Origin of the sequence: Murinocardiopsis flavida (assembly GCF_003014485.1) — a bacterium.
Taxonomy (GTDB): Bacteria; Actinomycetota; Actinomycetes; order Streptosporangiales; family Streptosporangiaceae; genus Murinocardiopsis; species Murinocardiopsis flavida.
Map to the genome: position 1 here is coordinate 114,083 of NZ_PYGA01000015.1, position 18,911 is coordinate 132,993.

An 18,911-nucleotide genomic window follows, 5' to 3' on the forward strand; every position below is an offset into this window, starting at 1 on the left:
CGCCGCCAATCCCGTGAGGCCCTTCCGCTGTGACGAACCCTGGGATCGCAGGGCGCCGACCACCGCCCACCGACCACCGCAAGGGGCCCCGGCGGCGCGGTGAGGAGCTGCACGCCGCCATCCGCTCGGCGGCGCTCGCCGAACTCGCCGAGGTGGGGTACGCCCGGTTCACCATGGACGCCGTCGCCGTGCGCGCCAAGGCGAGCAAGGCGTCGCTGTACCGGCGCTGGCCCCAGCGGATCGACCTGATCATGGACGCCATCTACGAGAACCTGCCCGACCCCGACACGCTGCCCGACACCGGCAGCTTCCGCGAGGACGCGCTCAGCGTCCTGCGCGAGACGGGCGCCCTGCTCGACGGGCCTGCGGGCGAGGCGATGCGCGGGCTGCTCACCGACGTCCTCACCGACAAGGAGCGCGCGGCCGAGGTCCGCGAACGGGTCCGCGGCAACGGGGCGAACGTCATGGGCGTCCTGGTGCGCCGGGCGGTCGAGCGCGGCGAGTGCGCGCCGGGGTCGGCCACCCCGCGCCGCCTGGAGACCGGGTCGGCCCTGCTCCGCTACCACTTCCTCTTCAACGGAGCACCGGTCCCCGACCACGTGATCGTCGGGATCGTCGACGAGGTCATCGTCCCCCTCTTCGCCGCCCCCGCCGACTAGTACCGCTACAACAGCGGTGGTCAACGCGGCCCCGAGGAACCCTGCGACAACGGGGGTCGGCTGCCGTCGCGGGTCCCCGCTGCGCGACAATCCGCGAAGCGGGCGCAGTAGGGGCATGCAAAGCACCCGGCGGCACGAAGCACCACGCCGCGGTGTTCCCGCCAGACCCGGGCCACCGCGGGCGGCGGCCTTGCGCCCGCCGGGCCCTGGCGGCCATGGCATGCCATGGCGCCGCGCGCCCTGCGCCGGCGGCAGTGGCTTCGCTCGAACCGCCGTGGGCCTCTCACCCCGGCGAACCGGCCTCGGGTAACTTGGGACGGTATCCGCGACCGCCGGGTATCGCATCAGCACCGCCGACGAGACGAGAGCGCACGCATGCCTGAGCAGCCCGGCCGTGAACGCCCCGCGTCCGGGGCACCGCTGCGCGACCGGCTGGCCTCGCTCGCGGGCGAGTACGCCGCCTTCGTCCGCGTCGCGGCCGGGCGGCCGCGCCGCGTCGGCGCCGTCCTCCCCACCTCCGCGTGGGGCGGCCGGGCGCTCGCCCAGGTGGTCCCGGCGTCCCGCCCGGCGACCGTCGTGGAGCTCGGCCCGGGAACGGGATCCGTCAGCGACGTCGTGCACCAACGGCTCGCACCGGGATCCACCCACATCGCCATCGAGCTCGACGCCGACATGGTGCGGCACCTGCGCGAGGCGAAGCCGTGGCTCGACGTCGTGCACGGCGACGCCGCCGACCTGCGCGCCCTCCTCGCCGAGCACGATGTCGGCGAACTCGACGCCGTGGTCAGCGCGCTGCCGTGGACGCTCATGACCGGCGAGCAGCAGAGCCGGGTCCTCGCCGAGGTCGCGCGGGCCCTCCGCCCCGGCGCGCCGTTCACCACCATCGTGTACAACCACGGCATCTCCACCCTCCAGGGACGGCTGTTCCGCCGCCGGTTGGAGCGGGTCTTCGACGAAGTCCTCCTCACCCGCACCGTCTGGCGCAACATGCCCCCGGCGCGAACCTACGTCTGCCGCACCAGCCCGGCCCGGTGAAGGACCTCCTGGAGGCGCTGCCGCCCGGCCTCCTGCTCCCGGTCGCGGCGCTGCTCCTTGTCTTGGAGGCGGGCACCCTGCTCCCGGGGATGCTCATCCCCGGCACAGCGGTGCTGCTCGCCCTGGGGTTCTTCGCGCAGTCGGGGTTCGTGACGCTCGCCGCGGCGCTCACCGCGGCGATCCTCGGTGCGGTCGTCGGCGCGCAATTCGGCTACGGCAACGGACGGCGGTGGCGGCGCCGCTCCGCTCCCCCGGTCATCCCCCCGATCATCGCGGCGGGGTGGGCGCGGGCGGGGGGCTTCGTGGAACGCCACGGGGTCCCCGCCGTCGCCGCCGGGCAGTGGCTGTTCGCCGCGCGGGCGCTGACACCGCGGCTGGCCGGCTGGTCCGGCGTCGGCTACCCGGCGTTCAGCCTCGCGAACACGCCTTCGGCGGTCGTGTGGGCCGCGACCCTGACCACCGGCGGCTACGTCCTCGGCGCCCAGGCGCAGCAGCTGTTCGCCAACGGGGTCAACATCGCCGCGGCGGTCCTGGTGGTCGCGGCCTTCGCGGCCCTGCACCTGTACCGCCGCGCCCGCCGCCCCGCCGCATCCGCGCCGAACACCGAACCCGCCCCCGAACCGGCCGCCGAACCCGCGGAACCATAGCCCCCGGGTCCCGACCACCACCGCCAGGTGGTCGGGCTCACCTGACACCGGGACCGGGTCGGCCGGCCCTTGGCGGGGATCACGCCTGGTGGTCGATCTCCTCGATGACCGTGCCGCCCAGTTCGCTCTGGAGCAGGGCGATGCCCGACATCCCCGGCGCTTCCTCCTCGGCGTTGGGCGCGGCGGGCGGCGCGGAGCCGCTCGGGGCGGCGGTGCCGCGGTCGGGCGGGAGGTCGTCGGGCGGGCCGAAGTCCTCGGGCGGCGGCCCGAAATCGTCGGGCGGCTCGATGTCCGGCGGGCGCTCGGGCGCGGGCGGCCGCTGCTCGTGCCCGGTGTTCGCGGACTGATCGGGACGCCGGGACTGCTGGGGTTCGGGCTGCCGCGGCTCCGCGTCCCACCGGACGGGCTCCTCGGCAGGCGGCGGGGAGGCCGGGCGCTGCGCGGGAGGCGGCGGCATGGGACCGGACGCGGCCGCCGCGGTCACCCGGACCTCGGCACCGAGGACCTGCCTGATGGCCTCGGCGACCACCTTGTCGCTGCCGCTGTTGGAGAAGCCCCGGGCGTCGTTGGGACGCTCGAAGCCGAGTTGGACCTGGTTGCCCTCGACACCCATGACGGTGACGTTGTTGGCGGTGAGGATCATCCAGGTGAACCGCCGCCCCTGCTTGACGGCTTCCATGATGCGGCCCCACGCGCTCTGGACGGTGCCGAGGTTGAGCGCACCGCCGCCCGTGGCGGCCTGCCGCGGGGCGGCCTGCCCGCCGCCCGAAGCGGACGGCGCGTCCCAATCATCGGCGGACGGGCGCTGCGGCCCCGAGGATTCCGGGCGCTGCGGCTGCTGCGGGCGGTCGTCCTGCGCGACACCCGACGGCCGCGGGGCGGCATCAGCAGGGGTTTCACGGGAAACATCGGCCCGGCTCGGCTGGGGCGCATCGGGCTCGGGCTGCGGGACGGGTTGCGAGGCGGCCTGCGGAGCGGGCTGCTCCGATGCGCGCCGCTGGGGCGCGGGCGGCACCGCTGCGGGTGGCGGGGCTGCCGTGGGTTGCGGGGCCGCGACCGCTCCGCTCGCGACCCGGTGCTCGACCTGCTCCAATCGGGTGAGCAGGGCCGAGGTGTCGCCGCCGGACTCCGCGCCCGGCAGCAGGACCCGCGCGCACAGCAGCTCCAGCAGGAGCCGCGGCGAGGTGGCGCCGCGCATCTCGGTGAGGCCGGTGTTGAGCACCTCGGCCGCGCGGGTGAGCGCGGCCGGGCCGAGCCGCGCGGCCTGCTCGCGCATGGTCTCGACGTCGTCGGGCGGGACGTTGATGAGCCCTTTCTGCAAGGCGTCGGGCACCGCGGCGAGCACGACGAGGTCGCGCGTGCGCTCCAGGAGGTCGGCGGTGAACCTGCGGGGGTCGTGGCCGCCCTCGACCATGCGGTCGATCAGCTCGAAGGCCGCCGCGCCGTCGCGCGCGCCGAGGGCGTCGACCATCGCGCCGAGCAGCCCGGAATCGGTGTAGCCGAGCAGCGCCACGGCGCCCTCGCGGGTGATGCCGTCGTCGCCGGAGCCCGCGAGCAACTGGTCGAGGATCGACAGGGAGTCGCGCGCGGACCCCGCACCGGCGCGCACCACCAGCGGCAGCGCAGCGGGGTCGAACGTCACCCCTTCGTCGGTGAGGACCTGCTCCATGAGCTCCCGCAGGGTGCTCGGCGGGATGAGCCGGAACGGGTAGTGGTGGGTGCGCGACCGGATGGTCCCGATGACCTTCTCGGGCTCGGTGGTGGCGAAGACGAACTTGAGGTGCGGCGGCGGCTCCTCGACGAGTTTCAGCAGCGCGTTGAACCCTTCGCGGGTCACCATGTGCGCCTCGTCGATGATGTAGACCTTGTAGCGCGAGCCGACGGGCGAGAAGAACGCGCGCTCGCGGAGGTCGCGGGCGTCGTCGACACCGCCGTGCGACGCGGCGTCGATCTCGATGACGTCGATACTGCCCCCGCCGTCGGGCGCGAGCGCCACGCAGGAGTCGCACTGCCCGCACGGGTCGGGCGTGGGGCCCTGCTCGCAGTTGAGGGAGCGCGCCAGGATGCGGGCGCTGGAGGTCTTGCCGCACCCGCGCGGCCCACTGAACAAATAGGCGTGGTTGATGCGGCCGTTGCGCAGCGCCTGCCGGAGCGGGTCGGTGACGTGCTCCTGGCCCCGGACCTCGCCGAAGGTCGCCGGCCGGTACTTGCGATACAGCGCGATGCTCACGGTGCGCTCACTGCTCCCTCCGCGGACCGGCCCTGCTCGGGCACACGACGCGATCAGCCCACTGGTTGGCGTCAACGCACCCTATTGAACCGCGTACCGGCGACAGTCCGCACCGCAACGCGGCAGAGCCGGGGCGGCTGCGGCAGCGAATGAGGTGCGAGGACGCAAAAAGGACCCCCCGCGCACCCGCCAGAGCTTACTTATCCTTGCTGCCTTCCGGCCCTGGGGAGGTTCATAAGGTGACGCCACACGAGGGGTCTGCCCCTGAGTCTATACGCTTCCGGCCCCCACTGCGCCACCGCGCCCGGCGTCCACCGGTCGACCGGCAGGAAAACCCGTACGGACCACTGCCGCCCTCCCTGTAGAGTTGTCGGCGGAGGATTCGCCTAGTGGCCTAGGGCGCACGCTTGGAAAGCGTGTTGGGGGCAACCCCTCACGAGTTCGAATCTCGTATCCTCCGCCAGCCTTCACCGGGCTGTTCGAAGGCCCCGACCGGGAAACCGGCCGGGGCCTTCGTCGTGCGTGGTCTCAGTTTTGGTCTCAGTCGGCCGCCGGGGCGATCCCGATCGCGGCCGGTCAGACGGCGGCGTGGTCGACGTGCCGCGCGGCCGGGATGCTGGCCGGGCGGTGCGCGGCCAGCAGGGCGAGCACGAGGACGATCTCGAGGGTGAAGACGTAGGCCATCGCCACGGGCGCCTGGACGCCCACCAGCACCATGGTCGTGTTGACGGCGAAGTGCACCGCGACGGCGGCGAACGTCCCCGCGCGGTCGTAGGCGTGGTTGATCAGCAGTGTCATCGGGATGAAGCTGAGTGCGAACAGCAGGCCGCTCAGGCTGTCGATACCCAGATCGGCCTGCACGGTCCCGTTGATGAAGAACAGCGGCAGGTGCCACACCCCCCAGACGGCGCCCAGCACCAGGCCGGCGCGCACACGGCCCGCGGTCGCCCGCATGCGCGGGTACGCGGTGCCGCGCCACCCGGCCTCCTCGGACAGCGGGCCGATGAGCAGCATGCTGATGAGGAACGGCACCGGGCCGCCGGCCATCCGGAACAGCTCCTGTGCGTTCGCCGTGGTGACGGCGGGCGCGCCCAGCTCGTGCCCGATCAGCGCGCCGCCCACGACGCTCGCCGACGCCAGCGCCATCAGCAGCGGCGCCCAGAGCAGGATCTTCGGGCGAAGCCGGACGACGTGGTCCGGGGCCGGCTCGCCGCGGCGGCCGCGGCGCACCCGGACCGCGAGCGCGCCGACCATCGGGCCGAATGCGCCGAACACATAGGGGATGGCCACGGGGGCGGACATCGCGGGCCCGCCGAGCCAGATCGCGAGGAGCCAGGACGCCCAACTCGTGCCGAAGGTGACTGCGAAGAAGAGGACGAGGCCGCTCGGTCGGCGCGCGGGGGTCGTCGTAGGCATGGTGTGTGTCCTTTGCGGGGTTCGCGTGGCGGAACGCGGTGTTCCCGCCACAGGGGGTGATCAGTGGTGGTCGTCGTGCGGCCGGGGCCGCGCGGTGGGCCGGAGGCGGTGCGGGCGCCGCCGCGGGGCGGCGGGGGCGGCGGGGCCTCCGCCCGCCCTCAGGGCGACGCCGGGTGCTCCGCGGCGCCCGGCTCGCGCGGCGCGTCCCGGAGGCGGGGGCCGAGCCACCCGGCGACCAGCGCCAGCAGGTCGGGGTCGACGGGGTCGCGCAGCAGCCGGCGGTAGGACCGCACCGAGTGCGGCCGGGGGTCGAGGCGCAGCACGTGGGTGAGGTCGGGGACCCGGTGGACCTCGGCCCCGCCGGGCACCAGGCGGCGGATCTCGTCCAGGTCGGCGGGGTCGACCTGGATGTCCTTGGCGCCGGTGACGGCAAGCACGGGTACCTCGACGGCGGTCAGGTCCGCACGGGTGTCGTGGCGGAGCATCTCCCGCATCCACCGGGCGTTCACCGGCAGCCCGGCGACGCGCGCCACGTCCGTGGTGGTGTTCTTGACGCGGGTGAGCAGCCGTTCGGCAAGGGGGCGCAGGACCGGCAGCAGGATCCGCACGGGAGCGGGGAGGCCGCGGGAGATCGACCGGGCCTGCCGGCGGAAGGCGTCCTCCCCGACGCGGGCGAACCCGGCCAGCAGCACCAGTGCCTTGACGCCCGGCTGCGCGCCGAGGGCCATGGCGTGGAGGGCGCCCTCGCTGTGGCCGACCACGCCGACGGCGTCCGCCCGGATGCCGGGGTGTGCCGCGAGGGCGCGGACCGCGGCCGCGGCGTCGCGGCGGTTGCCGGTGAATCCGGCGGCCCGCCAGTCGCCGGGGGTGTCGCCCGCCCCGCGCCGGTCGTAGCGCAGTACGGCGATCCCTTCGGCCGCCATGGCGGCGGCGACCGGCGCGCCCAGGTCCATGCGGAGCCCGGCGGCGTTGCCGTCGCGGTCCATCGGTCCGGACCCGTGCAGCAGGAGGACCGCCGGATGCGGGCCGGGGCCCTCGGGGAGGGTCAGCGTTCCGGCCAGGGTCACCGCGTCGTCCGCGCCGACCGGCATGTCGATGTGCCGCACAAGCTCCGCCTTCCCATTGTTCTCAATATCGAGAACGTTCTCAAATATGAGACCATAGAGTCATGGCAACCGCAAATCTCCTTCTGCACCCCGTCCGGATGCGCATCATGCAGACGCTGCTCGGCGCCGAGCCGCTGACCACCGCGCAGCTCCGCGAGCGCCTCCCCGACATCGCCCCGGCGACGATGTACCGGCACATCGCCGTGCTCGCCGACGCGGAGGTGCTGGAGGTGGTGGGCGAGAAGCGCGTCCGCGGCACGATCGAGCGCAGCTACCAGGTACGCCAGGAAAGGGCGCTGGTCGGCGAGGACGACCGGACGACGATGACGCGCGACGACCACCGGCAAGCGGTCACCGCGTTCTCGGGAACGCTGCTCGCGGACTTCGGCCGCTACCTCGCCCGCGACGACGCCGACCCCGCGGCCGACGGCCTGGTCTACCGCCAGGGCGCCGCATGGCTGACCAGCGAGGAGTTCGCCGAACTGGTCGAAGAGTTCGAGAGGGCGGTCACCACGCGCGCCGCGAGCACCCCGGACGACGGACGCACCCGCCACATCGTCAGCTTCGCCGTCGTCCCCGACACCCCCGGAAAAGCCTCCCGCGAGGTCCCCGGCGCGAACGCCGATACCGACCAGGCCACCGATTGATCGGTTCGTTCGCCGTCAGACGGTTCCTTTCCTGATCACCCCATCCGCCGCCGGAATGGCCCATGCGGAGGATCGGCGGCTCATCGGCCCGCCTGGTACTCGCGTACCCGCTGCTGGTGCGCCTCGTCCCACCGACGGGCTCGTCCCGCCCACAGGGGCGCCAGGACGAACACGGCCACCGAGACCAGGACGAAGCACAGGGCCGACAGCCCTTCGCCGAGGGCCATCTGCGAGCCGACGTCGCGGAGGCTGATCACGTTGCCGAACGGGGAGATGTCGGTGAACGCAACGGCGCCCATTTGGCCTCTGGGCAGGCCGGACTTCTCGATCGCGGCCAGGAAGTCGTGCGTCAGCGCCCCGGCGAGGTAGGCCATTCCGAGGAAAAGGGCGAGTCGGACCACCAGCCGCACGGCATCCGGGCGCCGGGTGGGAAGCCACTGCGCCGGCCGCAGGATCGGAGGACGGTAGGTACCGCCGAGCGCGGACGCCGCAATGGCGCGGAAGCACACCGCGGGCACCGCGGCAAGGGCGATGTGCGTACCCGCCAGCCACAGCGCGGACGCCGTCCCCGAACCCCACTGCCACGTCCAATCCCACATCGCGACCCATAGGAGGGATACGGCCGCGAACGCAAGGCAGCTCCACAGGGAGACCCACACCGCGGCACGGCCGATTGAGAGCAAACGGGCAGCAGGCGTGTGCAGGCCGGACTCGTAATCGGCCCATTCCCGCTGGAGCCGAGCGCGCTCCTCGCCGGCCTCGCGCCGCTGCCGGTCGGCCTCACGGTCCTGCCGCGCGCGTTCGCCGTCGGCCCGCTGCCGACTCGCGTACGCCGAGGCAAGCTCGCCGGTGACGAACTGCGCCACCATGCCGAACGGGCTCCGAGCCCCGCCGGCCTTGGAGATCAGTTCGTCGAACCACGCGACGGAACCAGCCGAGGGTTGTGCCAACACATCGGCGGGCCGCAAGCTCTTCGCGGGCGGGGGCAGTACGGTGGCGAGCAGCGGGCGACGGGCGTCCCTGTCTGCCGTACGCCGCACGTCGCGCGGCATGTGGCTGCACTGCTCAAGGATGATGTGCCAGCGCTTGCGAGCGTCGTCCCAGTCCCGCTGTTTGCCTTTCAGTCCGCGCAGCCGCGCGAACCCGGCGAAGACGTCGAGCAGCCGGTGCTTGTGCAGGTCCTCGTAGAGGCGCGCGTCAGCCCCATCGGGGGCGAGGCGGCGGCGCAGCGCCACCTCGGCCAGCCGCTCGACGGTCACGGAATGCCCTCGGTACACCGCCTCACCGTTCGGGTCGAGCCAGCGGAGCAGGTAGAGCAGTTTCACGTCCGGGGGGAGCGTGCCTCCGGTCAACCGGCGGTCGATCAGTTCGATCCGGCCCTCGATATCGTCGGCCTCGGGATCGTCGAAGCTCCGCAGCCATGTGGCGAGGTCCCGCCATCCTTCGGAGGGCGCCCCCGATGTGCCCATGTTCGCAACGAACCGCCGCCGGGCTGTGCTCCAGTTGGCACGGACGGTCGCGGCCAGTTCAACGGGGTTAGTGTGCACGGCCCCCGCCAGGACCAGCGGGCGCGGGTCGGCGCCTTCACGCGGGGCCGCCGCGTGGAATACGACATCGCCGTGGATGTCGCGCGCCTGGACCACGGAGTGGGCGTCGCCCGTGATCTCGTTGTGGACACCATCCGCAGGATCGTCCTTCATGCCGTCACAGTTTTGCCGAACGGTCCCTGCGGGACAAGAGTCCACCCGGTGGACGCCTACGCCGCCGCTACCGCGGTGCTCTCGGGGCGGGCCAGTGGCACGCCCAAGACCCGTGACGGTGTTGTGGAGGCCATCCGTGCCCTGCGGGTGGCGCGCTCCTCGGCGATCAAGGCCCGTACTCAGGCCATCAACCAGATCCGCACCCTGATCGTCACCGCCCCCGAAGCGGTGCGTGAGAAGGTGCGCGGCCTGCCTGCCAGCGGGCTGATCAGCACGCTGGCCCGGTCTCGTCCGAGCGGGGATCTGGCCCGTCCCGCCCCGGCGGCTCTGGTCGCGCTGCGCCGTCCGGCCCGCCGCCATCAAGCGCTGAGCACCGAGATCGCCGAGGCCGACACCGATCTGGCCGACCTGGTGTGCCGGACGGCTCCGGATCTGGTCGTCCTGAAGGGAGTAGGGCCCGAGACCGCCGGGCAGCTGCTGGTCAGCGCCGGGGACAACCCCGAACGGCTGCGTGGTGAGTCCTCGTTCGCGCATCTGTGCGCGGCGGCTCCGGTCCCGGCGTCCTCGGGGCGCACGCACCGGCACCGGCTCAACCGCGGCGGTGACCGCCAGGCCAACAAGGCCTTGCACACGATCGTGCTGGTGCGGATGCGTTATGACGCCCGTACCCGTGCCTACGTCGCCCGGCGCACCGCCGAGGGAATGTCCAAGAAGGACGTCATCCGATGCCTCAAACGCTACGTGGCCCGTGAGACCTACCAGCATCTACCGCGCCAGCATCTGACCGAAGAACAGCTCCTGCAAGCCGCTTGACATCTATAGGAGCTTCCCCACCCGGCCGGACATGCCGGCCATGCCCCGGCCCGGAGTTCGCGTCCGGTTCGCCTGCGCCGATGAGAGCAGGCGACCACGCGGAACACACTCGCTCGAACATAGAAGTACAATTTATAGAAACGTACTTCTATACAAGGAGACGACCCTGTGGACAAGCCCGTCGAGATGTTCGACCGCGGCTACGAATGGGCCGCCTTGGACCGGTTCATCAATGACCCGCAGCCGGGCGCCACTCTCGGAGTCGTCTCCGGTCGGCGCCGCCAAGGCAAGACCTACCTGCTCGACGCCGCCTGCCGCGTCGCGGGAGGCTTCTACTTCGGCGCGACCGAGGCAACCGACGCCGAGTCCCTGCGCAGGGTCAGCACCGCGCTCACCGAACACGTCCGGCCCGCCAGCCCGTACCATTTCGCCGACTGGGCGGAAGCCGTCGACGCCCTCCTCGCTCTCGGTGCCGAACGGCCTGTGCCCGTGGTGATCGACGAGTTCCCCTACCTCGCCAGAGCCAATCCGGAGCTGCCGTCCCTCATCCAGGAGGCGTTCCGGCCGCAGCGCGAGCAGCGCACGGGTTCCCGCAGCCGACTGCTGCTGTGCGGCTCGGCCCTGTCCTTCATGGGCAGGCTTCTCTCCGGCAATGCCCCGCTGCGTGGCCGGGCCGGGCTGGAACTGGTGGTCAGGCCGCTGGACCACCGCCTCGCCGCCGAATTCTGGAACATCGCGGACCCCCGCCTGGCATTGAAGGTCAACGCGATCGTCGGCGGCACTCCCGCCTATCGGCGCGAGTTCGCCCGAGGCGACAGCCCGACCGGTCCCGAGGACTTCGACGCCTGGGTCATCCGCACCGTCCTCAATCCCGAGACACCCCTGTTCCGTGAGGCCCGGTACCTCCTTGCCGAGGAACCCGACCTGCGCGACACGGCTCTGTACCTTTCGGTCTTGGCAGCGGTCGCCGACGGCAACGCCACCCGCGGTGGAATCGCCGGCTACCTGGAACGCAAGGCGACCGACGTCGCGCACCCCATCAACGTCCTCGAAGACGCCGGACTGCTGCAACGAGACTCAGACGCCTTTCGCAACAACCGCCCCACCTACCGCATCGCAGAGCCGCTGGTCGGCTTCTACCACGCCATCATGCGCCCGGTCTGGGACCAGCTGGAACGCCCCGGAAGCGCCGCACGCGTCTGGCAGGCCAGCCGCCGACGCTTTACCAACAACGTCCTCGGCCCCCACTTCGAGCAGGTCTGCCGCGAATGGGCGCTGCACCACGCGGACCCCGAACTCCTCGGCGGCCTGCCCGCCCGCGTCGGACACGGTGTCGTCCACGACCCCAGTGCCCGCACCGGCCACGAGGTCGACGCTGCTGTCATCGGAGTCGCCGACGGCGCCAAACCCCCGCTGCTGGCGATCGGAGAGGCCAAGTGGAACGACACCATGGGCATCGCCCACATCGAGCGCCTCCAGCACATCCGTGAACTCATCGCCCGCGCGGGGAAATACGACACCGGCCGCACTCGGCTCATCTGCTTCAGTGGAGCAGGCTTCAACGACAAGGCACGCTCCGCTGCCGATGCCTCCTCTGACATCCTGCTGGTCGATCTGCCGACCCTGTACGGCCAGGGGAGCTGAGAACGAACCCTCCGGCGCACCCCCACCGCGCGCGGCGTGGCGGGGGTGGTCCGCCTCGGGGAACGGGTCTGGTTGGATCCGTACCGGGGCCGACCGGCCGATGGGGCACGACCTCGACAGGGGGAGCAGGAATGGGCGACGAGCGCGAGGACCTCACCTACGCGTTGTTCGGGACAGCGATGCGCGAACTGGCGCAGACCATCGCCGACGACGGCTACGAGCCCGACATCATCCTCTCGATCGCCCGCGGCGGGCTCTTCGTCGCAGGCGGCCTGGGGTACGCGCTGGATGTGAAGAACCTGCACGTCATGAACGTCGAGTTCTACACCGGGGTCGGCGAGACCCTGGACATGCCGGTCATGCTGCCGCCCGTGCCCAACGCGGTCGACCTCAGCCGCAAGAAGGTGCTCGTCGCCGACGACGTCGCCGACACCGGCAAGACCCTGAAGCTCGTGCACGACTTCTGCGCCGCGCACGTCGCCGAGGTCCGCAGCGCGGTCGTCTACGAGAAGTCGCAGTCCCTCGTGAAGTGCGAGTACGTGTGGAAGCGCACCGATCAGTGGATCAACTTCCCGTGGTCGGTCCTGCCGCCCGTCGTCCACCGCCCCGACCAGGTCCGCGACGCGTGACCGCCCGGTGCGGGGGCGCCTGACCGCCCGACGCGGGGGCGCCTGACGGCCCGACGCGGGGGCGGAGACTACGCGCCGGGCCGCCTCGTGGCCCCGGCCCGCACCAGGCCGGACTCGTAGGCGAGCACGACGAGTTGGGCGCGGTCGCGCGCGTCGAGCTTGGTCATCGACCGGTTCACGTGCGTCTTCACCGTCGCGGGGCTCAACGACAGCACCCGCCCGATCTCCTTGTTGGACATCCCCCGCGCGACCAGTGCGAGCACCTCGGACTCCCGCGCGGTCAGTGGGCTCAACCGGTCGGTGTCGGGGGGCGGACCGGGGGCGGCGGCGAACGCCTCGGACAGCGTCCGCGCGGCGTTCGGGCTGAACAGGGTCTGGCCGGCGACAACGGTGCGCACGGCGTCGCGCAGCCCCTCAGGGCCGATGTCCTTGGAGATGAACCCGCTCGCACCGGCGCGTACCGCGTCGATGACGTACTCGTCGATCTCGTAGGTCGTCAGCATCAGCACCCTGACCGCGCGCCGGCCGTCGAGGATGCGCCGGGCCGCCGAGAGCCCGTCGAGCACCGGCATGCGGATGTCCATCAGGACCACATCGGGCCGGTGCTCGGCGGCCAGGTCGACGGCCGCGGCGCCGTCCGCCGCCTCGGCGACGACGGCGATGTCGCCGTCCCGCTCGCACAGCACCCTCAGTCCGGTGCGCACCATGACCTGGTCGTCCGCCAGTACCACCCGGATCGTCATGACGCGCCCTTCAACGGGATGTCGGCCCGGACCGACCAGCCCGGCCCGGCGTCGTCGGCCGCTCCGTAGCGGAGTTCGCCGCCCAGGACCCCGACCCGTTCCGCCATCCCGCTCAGGCCCGACCCGGCGCGGTGCGCCGGCCGGTCGGGCACGCGCGGGTCCGGGCCGTCGTCGCGGACGGTGACGCGGACGGCGGCGTCGCCGACCGCGACGTCCACCCCGACCGAGGCGGCACCGGAATGCCGCAGCGCGTTGGTCAGCGACTCCTGGACGACCCTGTACACGGTGAGCTCCACGGCGGGGCGCAGGGCGGCCATGTCGCCGCTGAGCGTGAGAACGGCGCTCATCCCCGTCGCGCGGACCGCGTCGAGCAGGTCGTGGAGCTGGCCGACACCGAGCGGGACGTCGGCGCCGCCGCCCCGGCGCTCCCGCAGCACGGCGATCGTGCTGCGCAGGTCCCGCATCGCGTCCTCGTTCGCCGCGCGGACCGACGCGATGGCGGCCTTGGCGCGTTCCGGGTGGCCGTCGATGCTCTCGGCGGCGACGCTCGCCTGGATGCCGACCACCGTCACCGTGTGCGCGAGCACGTCGTGCAGGTCCCGTGCCGCGCGCAGCCGTTCGGCGGTGGTCCGCTGAAGGAACTCCTGTTCGGCGAGGCACAGCCGGAGTTCGGCCTCCTCGTCCAGCGCGCGGCGGCTGCGCAGCGCCTCCCCGAGCAGCACGAGGACGACCAGCAGGATCGCGCTCACCGCCGTTTCGTACAGCACCTGGAGCGCGGGTTCGGCGTCCGCGCCGAGGATCCGGTACGGCACCTCACCGGCCGTGGCCAGCGAGAGCGCGCCGACCGCCCACCGCAGGTGCCCCGCCGCCGCAGCGGTGAAGAGCTGGAGGCCGATCGCCGACGCGGGCTCGAATGCGGGCACCCCGATCGCGATGGCGATGAAGTAGCAGGTGAAGGCGCCGACGAGGGCGACGCGCGGGGCGTGGCGCGCCGCGGCCGCCCAGGCGCCGATGACGCACACCGCGACGACCACGACCGCGTCGGGAAACGGCGCGGGCGGGTCGCTGGAGATCCTCGTCGCGGCCAGCATCACGCCTATGACGAACACGGCTCCGGCGAGATCGCAGCCGGGTCCGAACCGTAAGCGCCGCACATCGGGATCCTAGGACGAAACGGGCGGCCGCACGAGTGCCGCCGCATACCGCGGATGCGGTACACGGTCGCGCCGAAACGCCGATGCCCGCGCCCCGGCCCGCCTCCTAGGCTCGCGGCTCGACGGGGCGCACCGGCGCACGTCCCTGCATTTCTGCAAGGAGGATCATGGCCCGGTCCCGCGGACCCGTCCGCCGTTTCCTGAAGTGGACGGCTGCCGTCGTCGCCGTCCTGCTCGCGGCCGGGCTGGGCGTGTCCACCTGGGTGTACTTCGCCGCGTACCAGACGAACGCCGGCGACCTCGCGTTCGAGAACAGGGTGCGGATCCCGCCGCTGCTCGAACCGGAGGTGGACGGCGACGGCCGCAAGCGGTTCGACCTCACCCTCCAGCAGGGGCGCAGCGAGTTCCTCCCCGGCAGGCAGACCGACACGTGGGGGGTCAACGGCGCCTACCTCGGGCCGACGATTCGGGTGTCGCGGGGCGACAAGGTCGCGATGGACGTCCGCAACGAGCTGCCCGACACCACCACCGTCCACTGGCACGGGATGCGCCTGCCGGCGAAGATGGACGGCGGCCCGCACCAGACCATCGGCGCCGGAAAGACCTGGTCGCCGTATTGGACGGTCGACCAGCCGGCGGCGAGTCTCTGGTACCATCCGCACCTGCACGGCGAGACCGCCAAGCACGTCTACCGCGGGGTCACCGGCATGCTCATCGTGGACGACGACACCGTGCCGAAGGACCTCCCCAGCGAGTACGGCGTCGACGACATCCCCCTTGTGGTGCAGGACAAGAAGTTCACCGAGGACGGCCGGCTCGACCTGGACGCCCCCGGGCCCCTCGGCCTCCAGTCGACCTACGGGCTGCTCGGGGACCAGATCCTCGTCAATGGCACCCGCGACCCGTACCTGGAGGTGGGGGCCGAGCGGGTTCGGTTCCGCCTGCTGAACGGCTCCAATGCCCGGTCGTTCAACTTCGGGTTCGCCGACGACCGCTCGTTCTCGCTGATCGGCACCGACAGTGGGCTGCTGCCGAAGCCGGTGAGAATGAACCGGGTGCGGCTGTCGGCCGGCGAGCGCGCCGAGATCGTCGCCGACTTGACCCCGGGCGAGGAGGTCGTCCTGCGCAGCTTCGCGCCCAAGGAGGGCGGCGGCTTCCCCCAGGACCGGCTCGCGGGCGCCGACGACGAGTTCGACCTCGTGGAGATCCGCGCCAAGGACCGGCTCACGGAGGCGAAGCCCCTGCCGGAGAGGCTGGCGGACACCCCGGAGATCACCCCCGGCAAGGACGCGGTCGAGCGCGACTTCGAGCTCAGCGGCACCTCCAAGATCAACGGGGACACGATGGACATGCGCCGCATCGACGAGGTCGTCCCGGCCGGCGCCACCGAGATCTGGACGGTGCGCAACCCGGGCAACCCGCACAGCTTCCACATCCACGAGGTCGCGTTCCGCGTGCTCGACATCAACGGGGAACCGCCGCCCCCCGCCATGCGCGGCCGCAAGGACACCGTCTACCTGCCGCCGAGCGCCACCGCCCGGCTCGCGGTCCAGTTCGGCCCGCACACCGACCCGGACACCCCGTACATGTTCCACTGCCACATGCTGGAGCACGAGGACCAGGGGATGATGGGGCAGTTCACCATCGTCGAACCGGGCACCGAGGACCAGGCCCCCCGACGCCTCCCCGGCGGGAACGGCGGCGGGGGCGGCGGGGACCACGACCACCACTGACACTGACACCACTGACACCGAACCCCCGACCGCCCCCGGCGGCCGAGACCCCTGGGATCCAGGCGGCAGAGGAGCGGGCGCCCCCCATCACCCACGGAGCCGACCATGACAGACACCAGCGGCCCGAACGGCACCGATTCCGACCCGATCGAAGTACGCGACCTGCGCGCGGACGAGATCCCGCAAGCCGTCGCCGTCATCGCCCGCGGGATGCGCGACAACCCGCTGCACGTCGCCGCGTACGGCCCGGACCCGGACCGGCGGCTGCGCTGCCATGGGCGGTTGGTCGGCGGGATGTTCGGCGTCTCCCCCGCGATGCGGCACATCTGCGCCATCCGCAACGGCGCCGTCGTCGGGTTGACCGGCGTCGCGCCGGTGGACACCTGCCGGTTGTCCACCGGGCAGAAGGTGCGCCTGCTGCCGGCGCTCGCCGCGCTGGGGCCGTCGGCCGTCGCCAAGGTGCTCTCCTGGACGGGCACCTGGTCGAAGCACGACCCCAATGAGCCGCACGTCCATCTGGGCCCGCTCGCCGTGGACGCCGCCCTGCAAGGGCGGGGCATCGGATCCCGCATCATGCGCGAGCACTGCCGCCGCCTCGACGCCGCGGGAGAATCCGGCTACCTGGAGACCGACAAGGCCGCCAACGTCGCGTTCTACGAGCGCTTCGGCTACACGGTGACCGCGGAGGCCGAGGTGATCGGGGTACCCAACTGGTTCATGCGCCGCGCCGCGCGCACCTGAGGACACCCGCGGACACCCGCGGCCGAAAGCGTCCCCGCCGCCCCATGCCGCGCCTGTCCTCCCTGGTCGACCGCGTTCCATGGCGCGTCTGCCCGCCGGATTCCAGGGCGGCGGCGTTCAGTGGGCCTTCGCCGACCCGGCGGCCGGGTACCGATAGAGGCGGGCCCGGATGATCGGCCGCATCGCGGCGGCGGGAAAATCCAGGACATGACGACCGAGACCCCATTGCTTCCCGCGCACGTGCGCGACGAGTTCGCCCCCGAGACGCTGTACCTGAACACCGCCACCTATGGACTCGCGCCCCGCGTGGCGAGCGAGGCGGTGCACGCGTTCGAGCGCAAACGGGCGGGCGGGCACTCGCTGGCGGCCGAATGCGACGACGCGGTGGCGCGCAGCAGGGCCGCGTTCGCGCGGATCGTCGGCCTGCCCGCCGAGCGGATCGCCGTGGGTGCGCAGGTGTCGCAGCTCGTCGGGCTCGTCGCGGCGAGCGTGCCCGCCGGTGCCGAGGTGCTGCTCGCCGAGGGCGACTTCACCTCGCTGCTGTTCCCGTTCCTGGTCGCCGAGCAGCGGGGTGTGCGCGTGCGCTCCGTCCCACTGGAGCGCATCGCGGCCGAGGTGCGGCCCGACACCGCCCTCGTCGCCGTCTCGATGGTGCAGTCGGCGGACGGCAGGGTCGCCCCGCTCGACGACCTGCTCACCGCGGCGCGCGGCCATTCGGCGCGGGTGCTCATCGACACCACCCAGTCGGCCGGCTGGCTGCCCATCCCCGCCGACCGCGTCGACTTCCTGGTGTGCGGCGGGTACAAGTGGCTCCTCGGCCCGCGCGGGACCGGCTTCCTCGGCGGCACCGAGGAGGCGCTCGCGACCCTCACCCCGCTCGCCGCCGGGTGGTACGCGGGCGCCGACGTCTGGTCGTCCATCTACGGCGCCCCGCTGCGCCTGGCCGAGAACGCGCGGCGGTTCGACCTGTCACCCGCGTGGGCGTCCTGGGTGGGCCACGCACCGGCGCTGGAACTGCTCGCCGACCTCGGCGAGGCCGCCATCGGCGCGCACGACCGGGCGCTCGCGGCCCGGTTCCGCGCCGGGCTGGGCCTCGCCCCGCAGGACTCCGCGATCGTCTCCGTCGAGGTGGGCGACGACGCCGCCGCCCGCCTCGCCGAGGCGGGACTGGTCGCCGCCGTACGCGGCGGCCGACTGCGCTGCTCGTTCCACCTCTACACCACGGCCGAGGACGTCGACCGCGCGGTCGAACTGGTCGCCAAGGCGCGCTGAGCAGGGCGGCAACGACGGCGGAAACGACGGAAGCCGCCCGGATGATCCGGACGGCTTCCGTTGCGGCGGTGGAGGAGGGATTTGAACCCTCGGAAGGTCTCCCTTCACGCGCTTTCGAGGCGCGCGCACTCGGCCACTATGCGACTCCACCGGGATCAACCCTACCGGAATCGGCGGTGTGCGAAGAACGATTTGAGGACCGCCCCGCAGCGGTCGGCGACCGCCTCGCTCACAAGGTCGGGCGGGATCACCTCGGGGCGGTGGTTGAGGCGGCGGTCGCGCATGACGTCCCACAGCGACCCCGCCGCGCCCGCCTTCGGGTCGCGCGCCCCGTAGACCACCCGGGCGACCCGCGCCAGCACGGCCGCCCCCGCGCACATGGTGCACGGCTCCAGGGTCACCGCCAGCGTGCAGCCGGTGAGCCGCCACCCGCCCAGGTGCTCGGCCGCGCCGCGCAGCGCCAGCACCTCGGCGTGCGCCGTGGGGTCGCCGGTCGCCTCGCGCTCGTTGTGCCCGGTACCGATGACGGCGCCGGCGGGGTCGAGCACCACCGCGCCGACGGGGACGTCGCCGCTCTCGCCGGTGCGCGCGGCTTCGGCGAGGGCCGCCTCGAGCGCGGCGTCGAACCCGGCCCGCGGGCCCGGCGCCGGTCCGGTGCCGCTCACGCCCGCCCGCCTCGTTCCGGACCGCCCATGCCCGCGGCACGCCGTTGCGCGGCACCCGCGCCCGCGGCGCCTCGTTC

At 72.8% G+C, this 18,911-nt stretch carries 17 protein-coding genes, 2 tRNA genes and 1 other RNA gene; 11 read left to right on the forward strand and 9 right to left on the reverse strand.

All coding sequences use genetic code 11. The features are described 5' to 3' along the window. The first annotated feature begins 29 nt into the window (after positions 1-29). From CLV63_RS20500 to CLV63_RS20510, 3 genes are all read left to right on the forward strand, one after another. Positions 30-659 carry a TetR/AcrR family transcriptional regulator gene (locus CLV63_RS20500; protein ID WP_245928945.1) on the forward strand — a complete coding sequence of 210 codons (630 nt, stop codon included), beginning with the start codon at positions 30-32 and terminating at the stop codon, positions 657-659. Positions 660-1,034: 375 nt separating this feature from the next. Continuing rightward, on the forward strand, positions 1,035-1,694 hold the full coding sequence (locus CLV63_RS20505) for a class I SAM-dependent methyltransferase (protein ID WP_106584781.1): 660 nt from the start codon (positions 1,035-1,037) through the stop codon (positions 1,692-1,694). Beyond that, positions 1,691-2,341, forward strand: coding sequence for a DedA family protein (locus CLV63_RS20510; protein WP_106584782.1), 651 nt, complete (start codon positions 1,691-1,693; stop codon positions 2,339-2,341). The genes CLV63_RS20505 and CLV63_RS20510 overlap by 4 nt, the downstream gene beginning before the upstream one ends. Positions 2,342-2,420: 79 nt before the next feature. Here CLV63_RS20510 and CLV63_RS20515 read toward each other — a convergent pair whose 3' ends face one another. Beyond that, positions 2,421-4,571, reverse strand: coding sequence for a DNA polymerase III subunit gamma and tau (locus CLV63_RS20515; RefSeq protein WP_106584783.1), 2,151 nt, complete (start codon positions 4,569-4,571; stop codon positions 2,421-2,423). 166 nt (positions 4,572-4,737) lie between these two features. Then, positions 4,738-4,833: signal recognition particle sRNA small type (gene ffs, locus CLV63_RS20520), an RNA gene on the reverse strand. 113 nt (positions 4,834-4,946) lie between these two features. Here ffs and CLV63_RS20525 point away from each other — a divergent pair. Beyond that, positions 4,947-5,034, forward strand: a tRNA-Ser gene (locus CLV63_RS20525). Between the two features lie 113 nt (positions 5,035-5,147). Here the strand turns inward: CLV63_RS20525 and CLV63_RS20530 are convergent. Both CLV63_RS20530 and CLV63_RS20535 read right to left on the reverse strand, forming a co-directional pair. Beyond that, a complete protein-coding gene (locus CLV63_RS20530) occupies positions 5,148-5,987 on the reverse strand; it encodes a CPBP family intramembrane glutamic endopeptidase (protein WP_106584784.1) in 840 nt (279 codons plus the stop codon). 158 nt (positions 5,988-6,145) lie between these two features. Further along, complete coding sequence (locus CLV63_RS20535; protein WP_106584785.1) at positions 6,146-7,093, reverse strand: alpha/beta hydrolase; 948 nt, start codon at positions 7,091-7,093, stop codon at positions 6,146-6,148. A 62-nt stretch (positions 7,094-7,155) separates the two neighbouring features. Between CLV63_RS20535 and CLV63_RS20540 the strand changes: the two genes are divergently transcribed. After that, on the forward strand, positions 7,156-7,740 hold the full coding sequence (locus CLV63_RS20540) for a helix-turn-helix domain-containing protein (RefSeq protein WP_106584786.1): 585 nt from the start codon (positions 7,156-7,158) through the stop codon (positions 7,738-7,740). A gap of 80 nt (positions 7,741-7,820) precedes the next feature. On the opposite strand, the gene CLV63_RS20545 is transcribed toward CLV63_RS20540, so the two are convergent. Further along, a complete protein-coding gene (locus CLV63_RS20545) occupies positions 7,821-9,440 on the reverse strand; it encodes a hypothetical protein (RefSeq protein ID WP_146165621.1) in 1,620 nt (539 codons plus the stop codon). A 48-nt stretch (positions 9,441-9,488) separates the two neighbouring features. Here CLV63_RS20545 and CLV63_RS20550 point away from each other — a divergent pair, with 48 nt between their 5' ends. From CLV63_RS20550 to CLV63_RS20560, 3 genes are all read left to right on the forward strand, one after another. Continuing rightward, a complete protein-coding gene (locus CLV63_RS20550; protein WP_211301395.1) occupies positions 9,489-10,253 on the forward strand; it encodes a transposase in 765 nt (254 codons plus the stop codon). Between the two features lie 168 nt (positions 10,254-10,421). Then, positions 10,422-11,897 (forward strand): AAA family ATPase, encoded by a 1,476-nt coding sequence (locus CLV63_RS20555; protein WP_106584788.1) that lies wholly within the window; start codon positions 10,422-10,424, stop codon positions 11,895-11,897. A 131-nt stretch (positions 11,898-12,028) separates the two neighbouring features. Further along, positions 12,029-12,526 (forward strand): phosphoribosyltransferase, encoded by a 498-nt coding sequence (locus tag CLV63_RS20560; protein WP_106584789.1) that lies wholly within the window; start codon positions 12,029-12,031, stop codon positions 12,524-12,526. Positions 12,527-12,594: 68 nt separating this feature from the next. On the opposite strand, the gene CLV63_RS20565 is transcribed toward CLV63_RS20560, so the two are convergent. Beyond that, a complete protein-coding gene (locus CLV63_RS20565) occupies positions 12,595-13,269 on the reverse strand; it encodes a response regulator transcription factor (protein WP_106584790.1) in 675 nt (224 codons plus the stop codon). After that, positions 13,266-14,423, reverse strand: coding sequence for a sensor histidine kinase (locus tag CLV63_RS20570; RefSeq protein ID WP_146165622.1), 1,158 nt, complete (start codon positions 14,421-14,423; stop codon positions 13,266-13,268). The genes CLV63_RS20565 and CLV63_RS20570 overlap by 4 nt, the downstream gene beginning before the upstream one ends. Positions 14,424-14,590: 167 nt before the next feature. Between CLV63_RS20570 and CLV63_RS20575 the strand changes: the two genes are divergently transcribed. The 3 genes from CLV63_RS20575 to CLV63_RS20585 all read left to right on the forward strand — a co-directional run bounded on the left by CLV63_RS20575 (position 14,591) and on the right by CLV63_RS20585 (position 18,169). Then, positions 14,591-16,156, forward strand: a complete 1,566-nt coding sequence (locus tag CLV63_RS20575; RefSeq protein WP_106584792.1) for a multicopper oxidase family protein — start codon at positions 14,591-14,593, stop codon at positions 16,154-16,156. Positions 16,157-16,261: 105 nt separating this feature from the next. Continuing rightward, the gene (locus CLV63_RS20580; RefSeq protein WP_106584793.1) at positions 16,262-16,897 is read left to right on the forward strand and encodes a GNAT family N-acetyltransferase; all 636 of its coding nucleotides are present in this window, start codon (positions 16,262-16,264) and stop codon (positions 16,895-16,897) included. Between the two features lie 207 nt (positions 16,898-17,104). Next, the gene (locus CLV63_RS20585; protein WP_106584794.1) at positions 17,105-18,169 is read left to right on the forward strand and encodes an aminotransferase class V-fold PLP-dependent enzyme; all 1,065 of its coding nucleotides are present in this window, start codon (positions 17,105-17,107) and stop codon (positions 18,167-18,169) included. Between the two features lie 66 nt (positions 18,170-18,235). Here CLV63_RS20585 and CLV63_RS20590 read toward each other — a convergent pair. Next, a tRNA-Ser gene (locus CLV63_RS20590) sits at positions 18,236-18,320 on the reverse strand. Positions 18,321-18,330: 10 nt separating this feature from the next. Next, positions 18,331-18,834 carry a nucleoside deaminase gene (locus CLV63_RS20595; RefSeq protein ID WP_106584795.1) on the reverse strand — a complete coding sequence of 168 codons (504 nt, stop codon included), beginning with the start codon at positions 18,832-18,834 and terminating at the stop codon, positions 18,331-18,333. Positions 18,835-18,911: the final 77 nt, after the last annotated feature.

Excerpts from the sequence above, each read along its gene's own strand:
- CLV63_RS20545 (WP_146165621.1), bottom strand. The coding sequence starts at position 9,440 with ATGAAGGACGATCCTGCGGATGGTGTCCACAACGAGATCACGGGCGAC.
- CLV63_RS20575 (WP_106584792.1), top strand. The coding sequence starts at position 14,591 with ATGGCCCGGTCCCGCGGACCCGTCCGCCGTTTCCTGAAGTGGACGGCT.
- CLV63_RS20540 (WP_106584786.1), top strand. The coding sequence starts at position 7,156 with ATGGCAACCGCAAATCTCCTTCTGCACCCCGTCCGGATGCGCATCATG.
- CLV63_RS20580 (WP_106584793.1), top strand. The coding sequence starts at position 16,262 with ATGACAGACACCAGCGGCCCGAACGGCACCGATTCCGACCCGATCGAA.
- CLV63_RS20565 (WP_106584790.1), bottom strand. The coding sequence starts at position 13,269 with ATGACGATCCGGGTGGTACTGGCGGACGACCAGGTCATGGTGCGCACC.
- CLV63_RS20585 (WP_106584794.1), top strand. The coding sequence starts at position 17,105 with ATGACGACCGAGACCCCATTGCTTCCCGCGCACGTGCGCGACGAGTTC.
- CLV63_RS20505 (WP_106584781.1), top strand. The coding sequence starts at position 1,035 with ATGCCTGAGCAGCCCGGCCGTGAACGCCCCGCGTCCGGGGCACCGCTG.
- CLV63_RS20530 (WP_106584784.1), bottom strand. The coding sequence starts at position 5,987 with ATGCCTACGACGACCCCCGCGCGCCGACCGAGCGGCCTCGTCCTCTTC.
- CLV63_RS20560 (WP_106584789.1), top strand. The coding sequence starts at position 12,029 with ATGGGCGACGAGCGCGAGGACCTCACCTACGCGTTGTTCGGGACAGCG.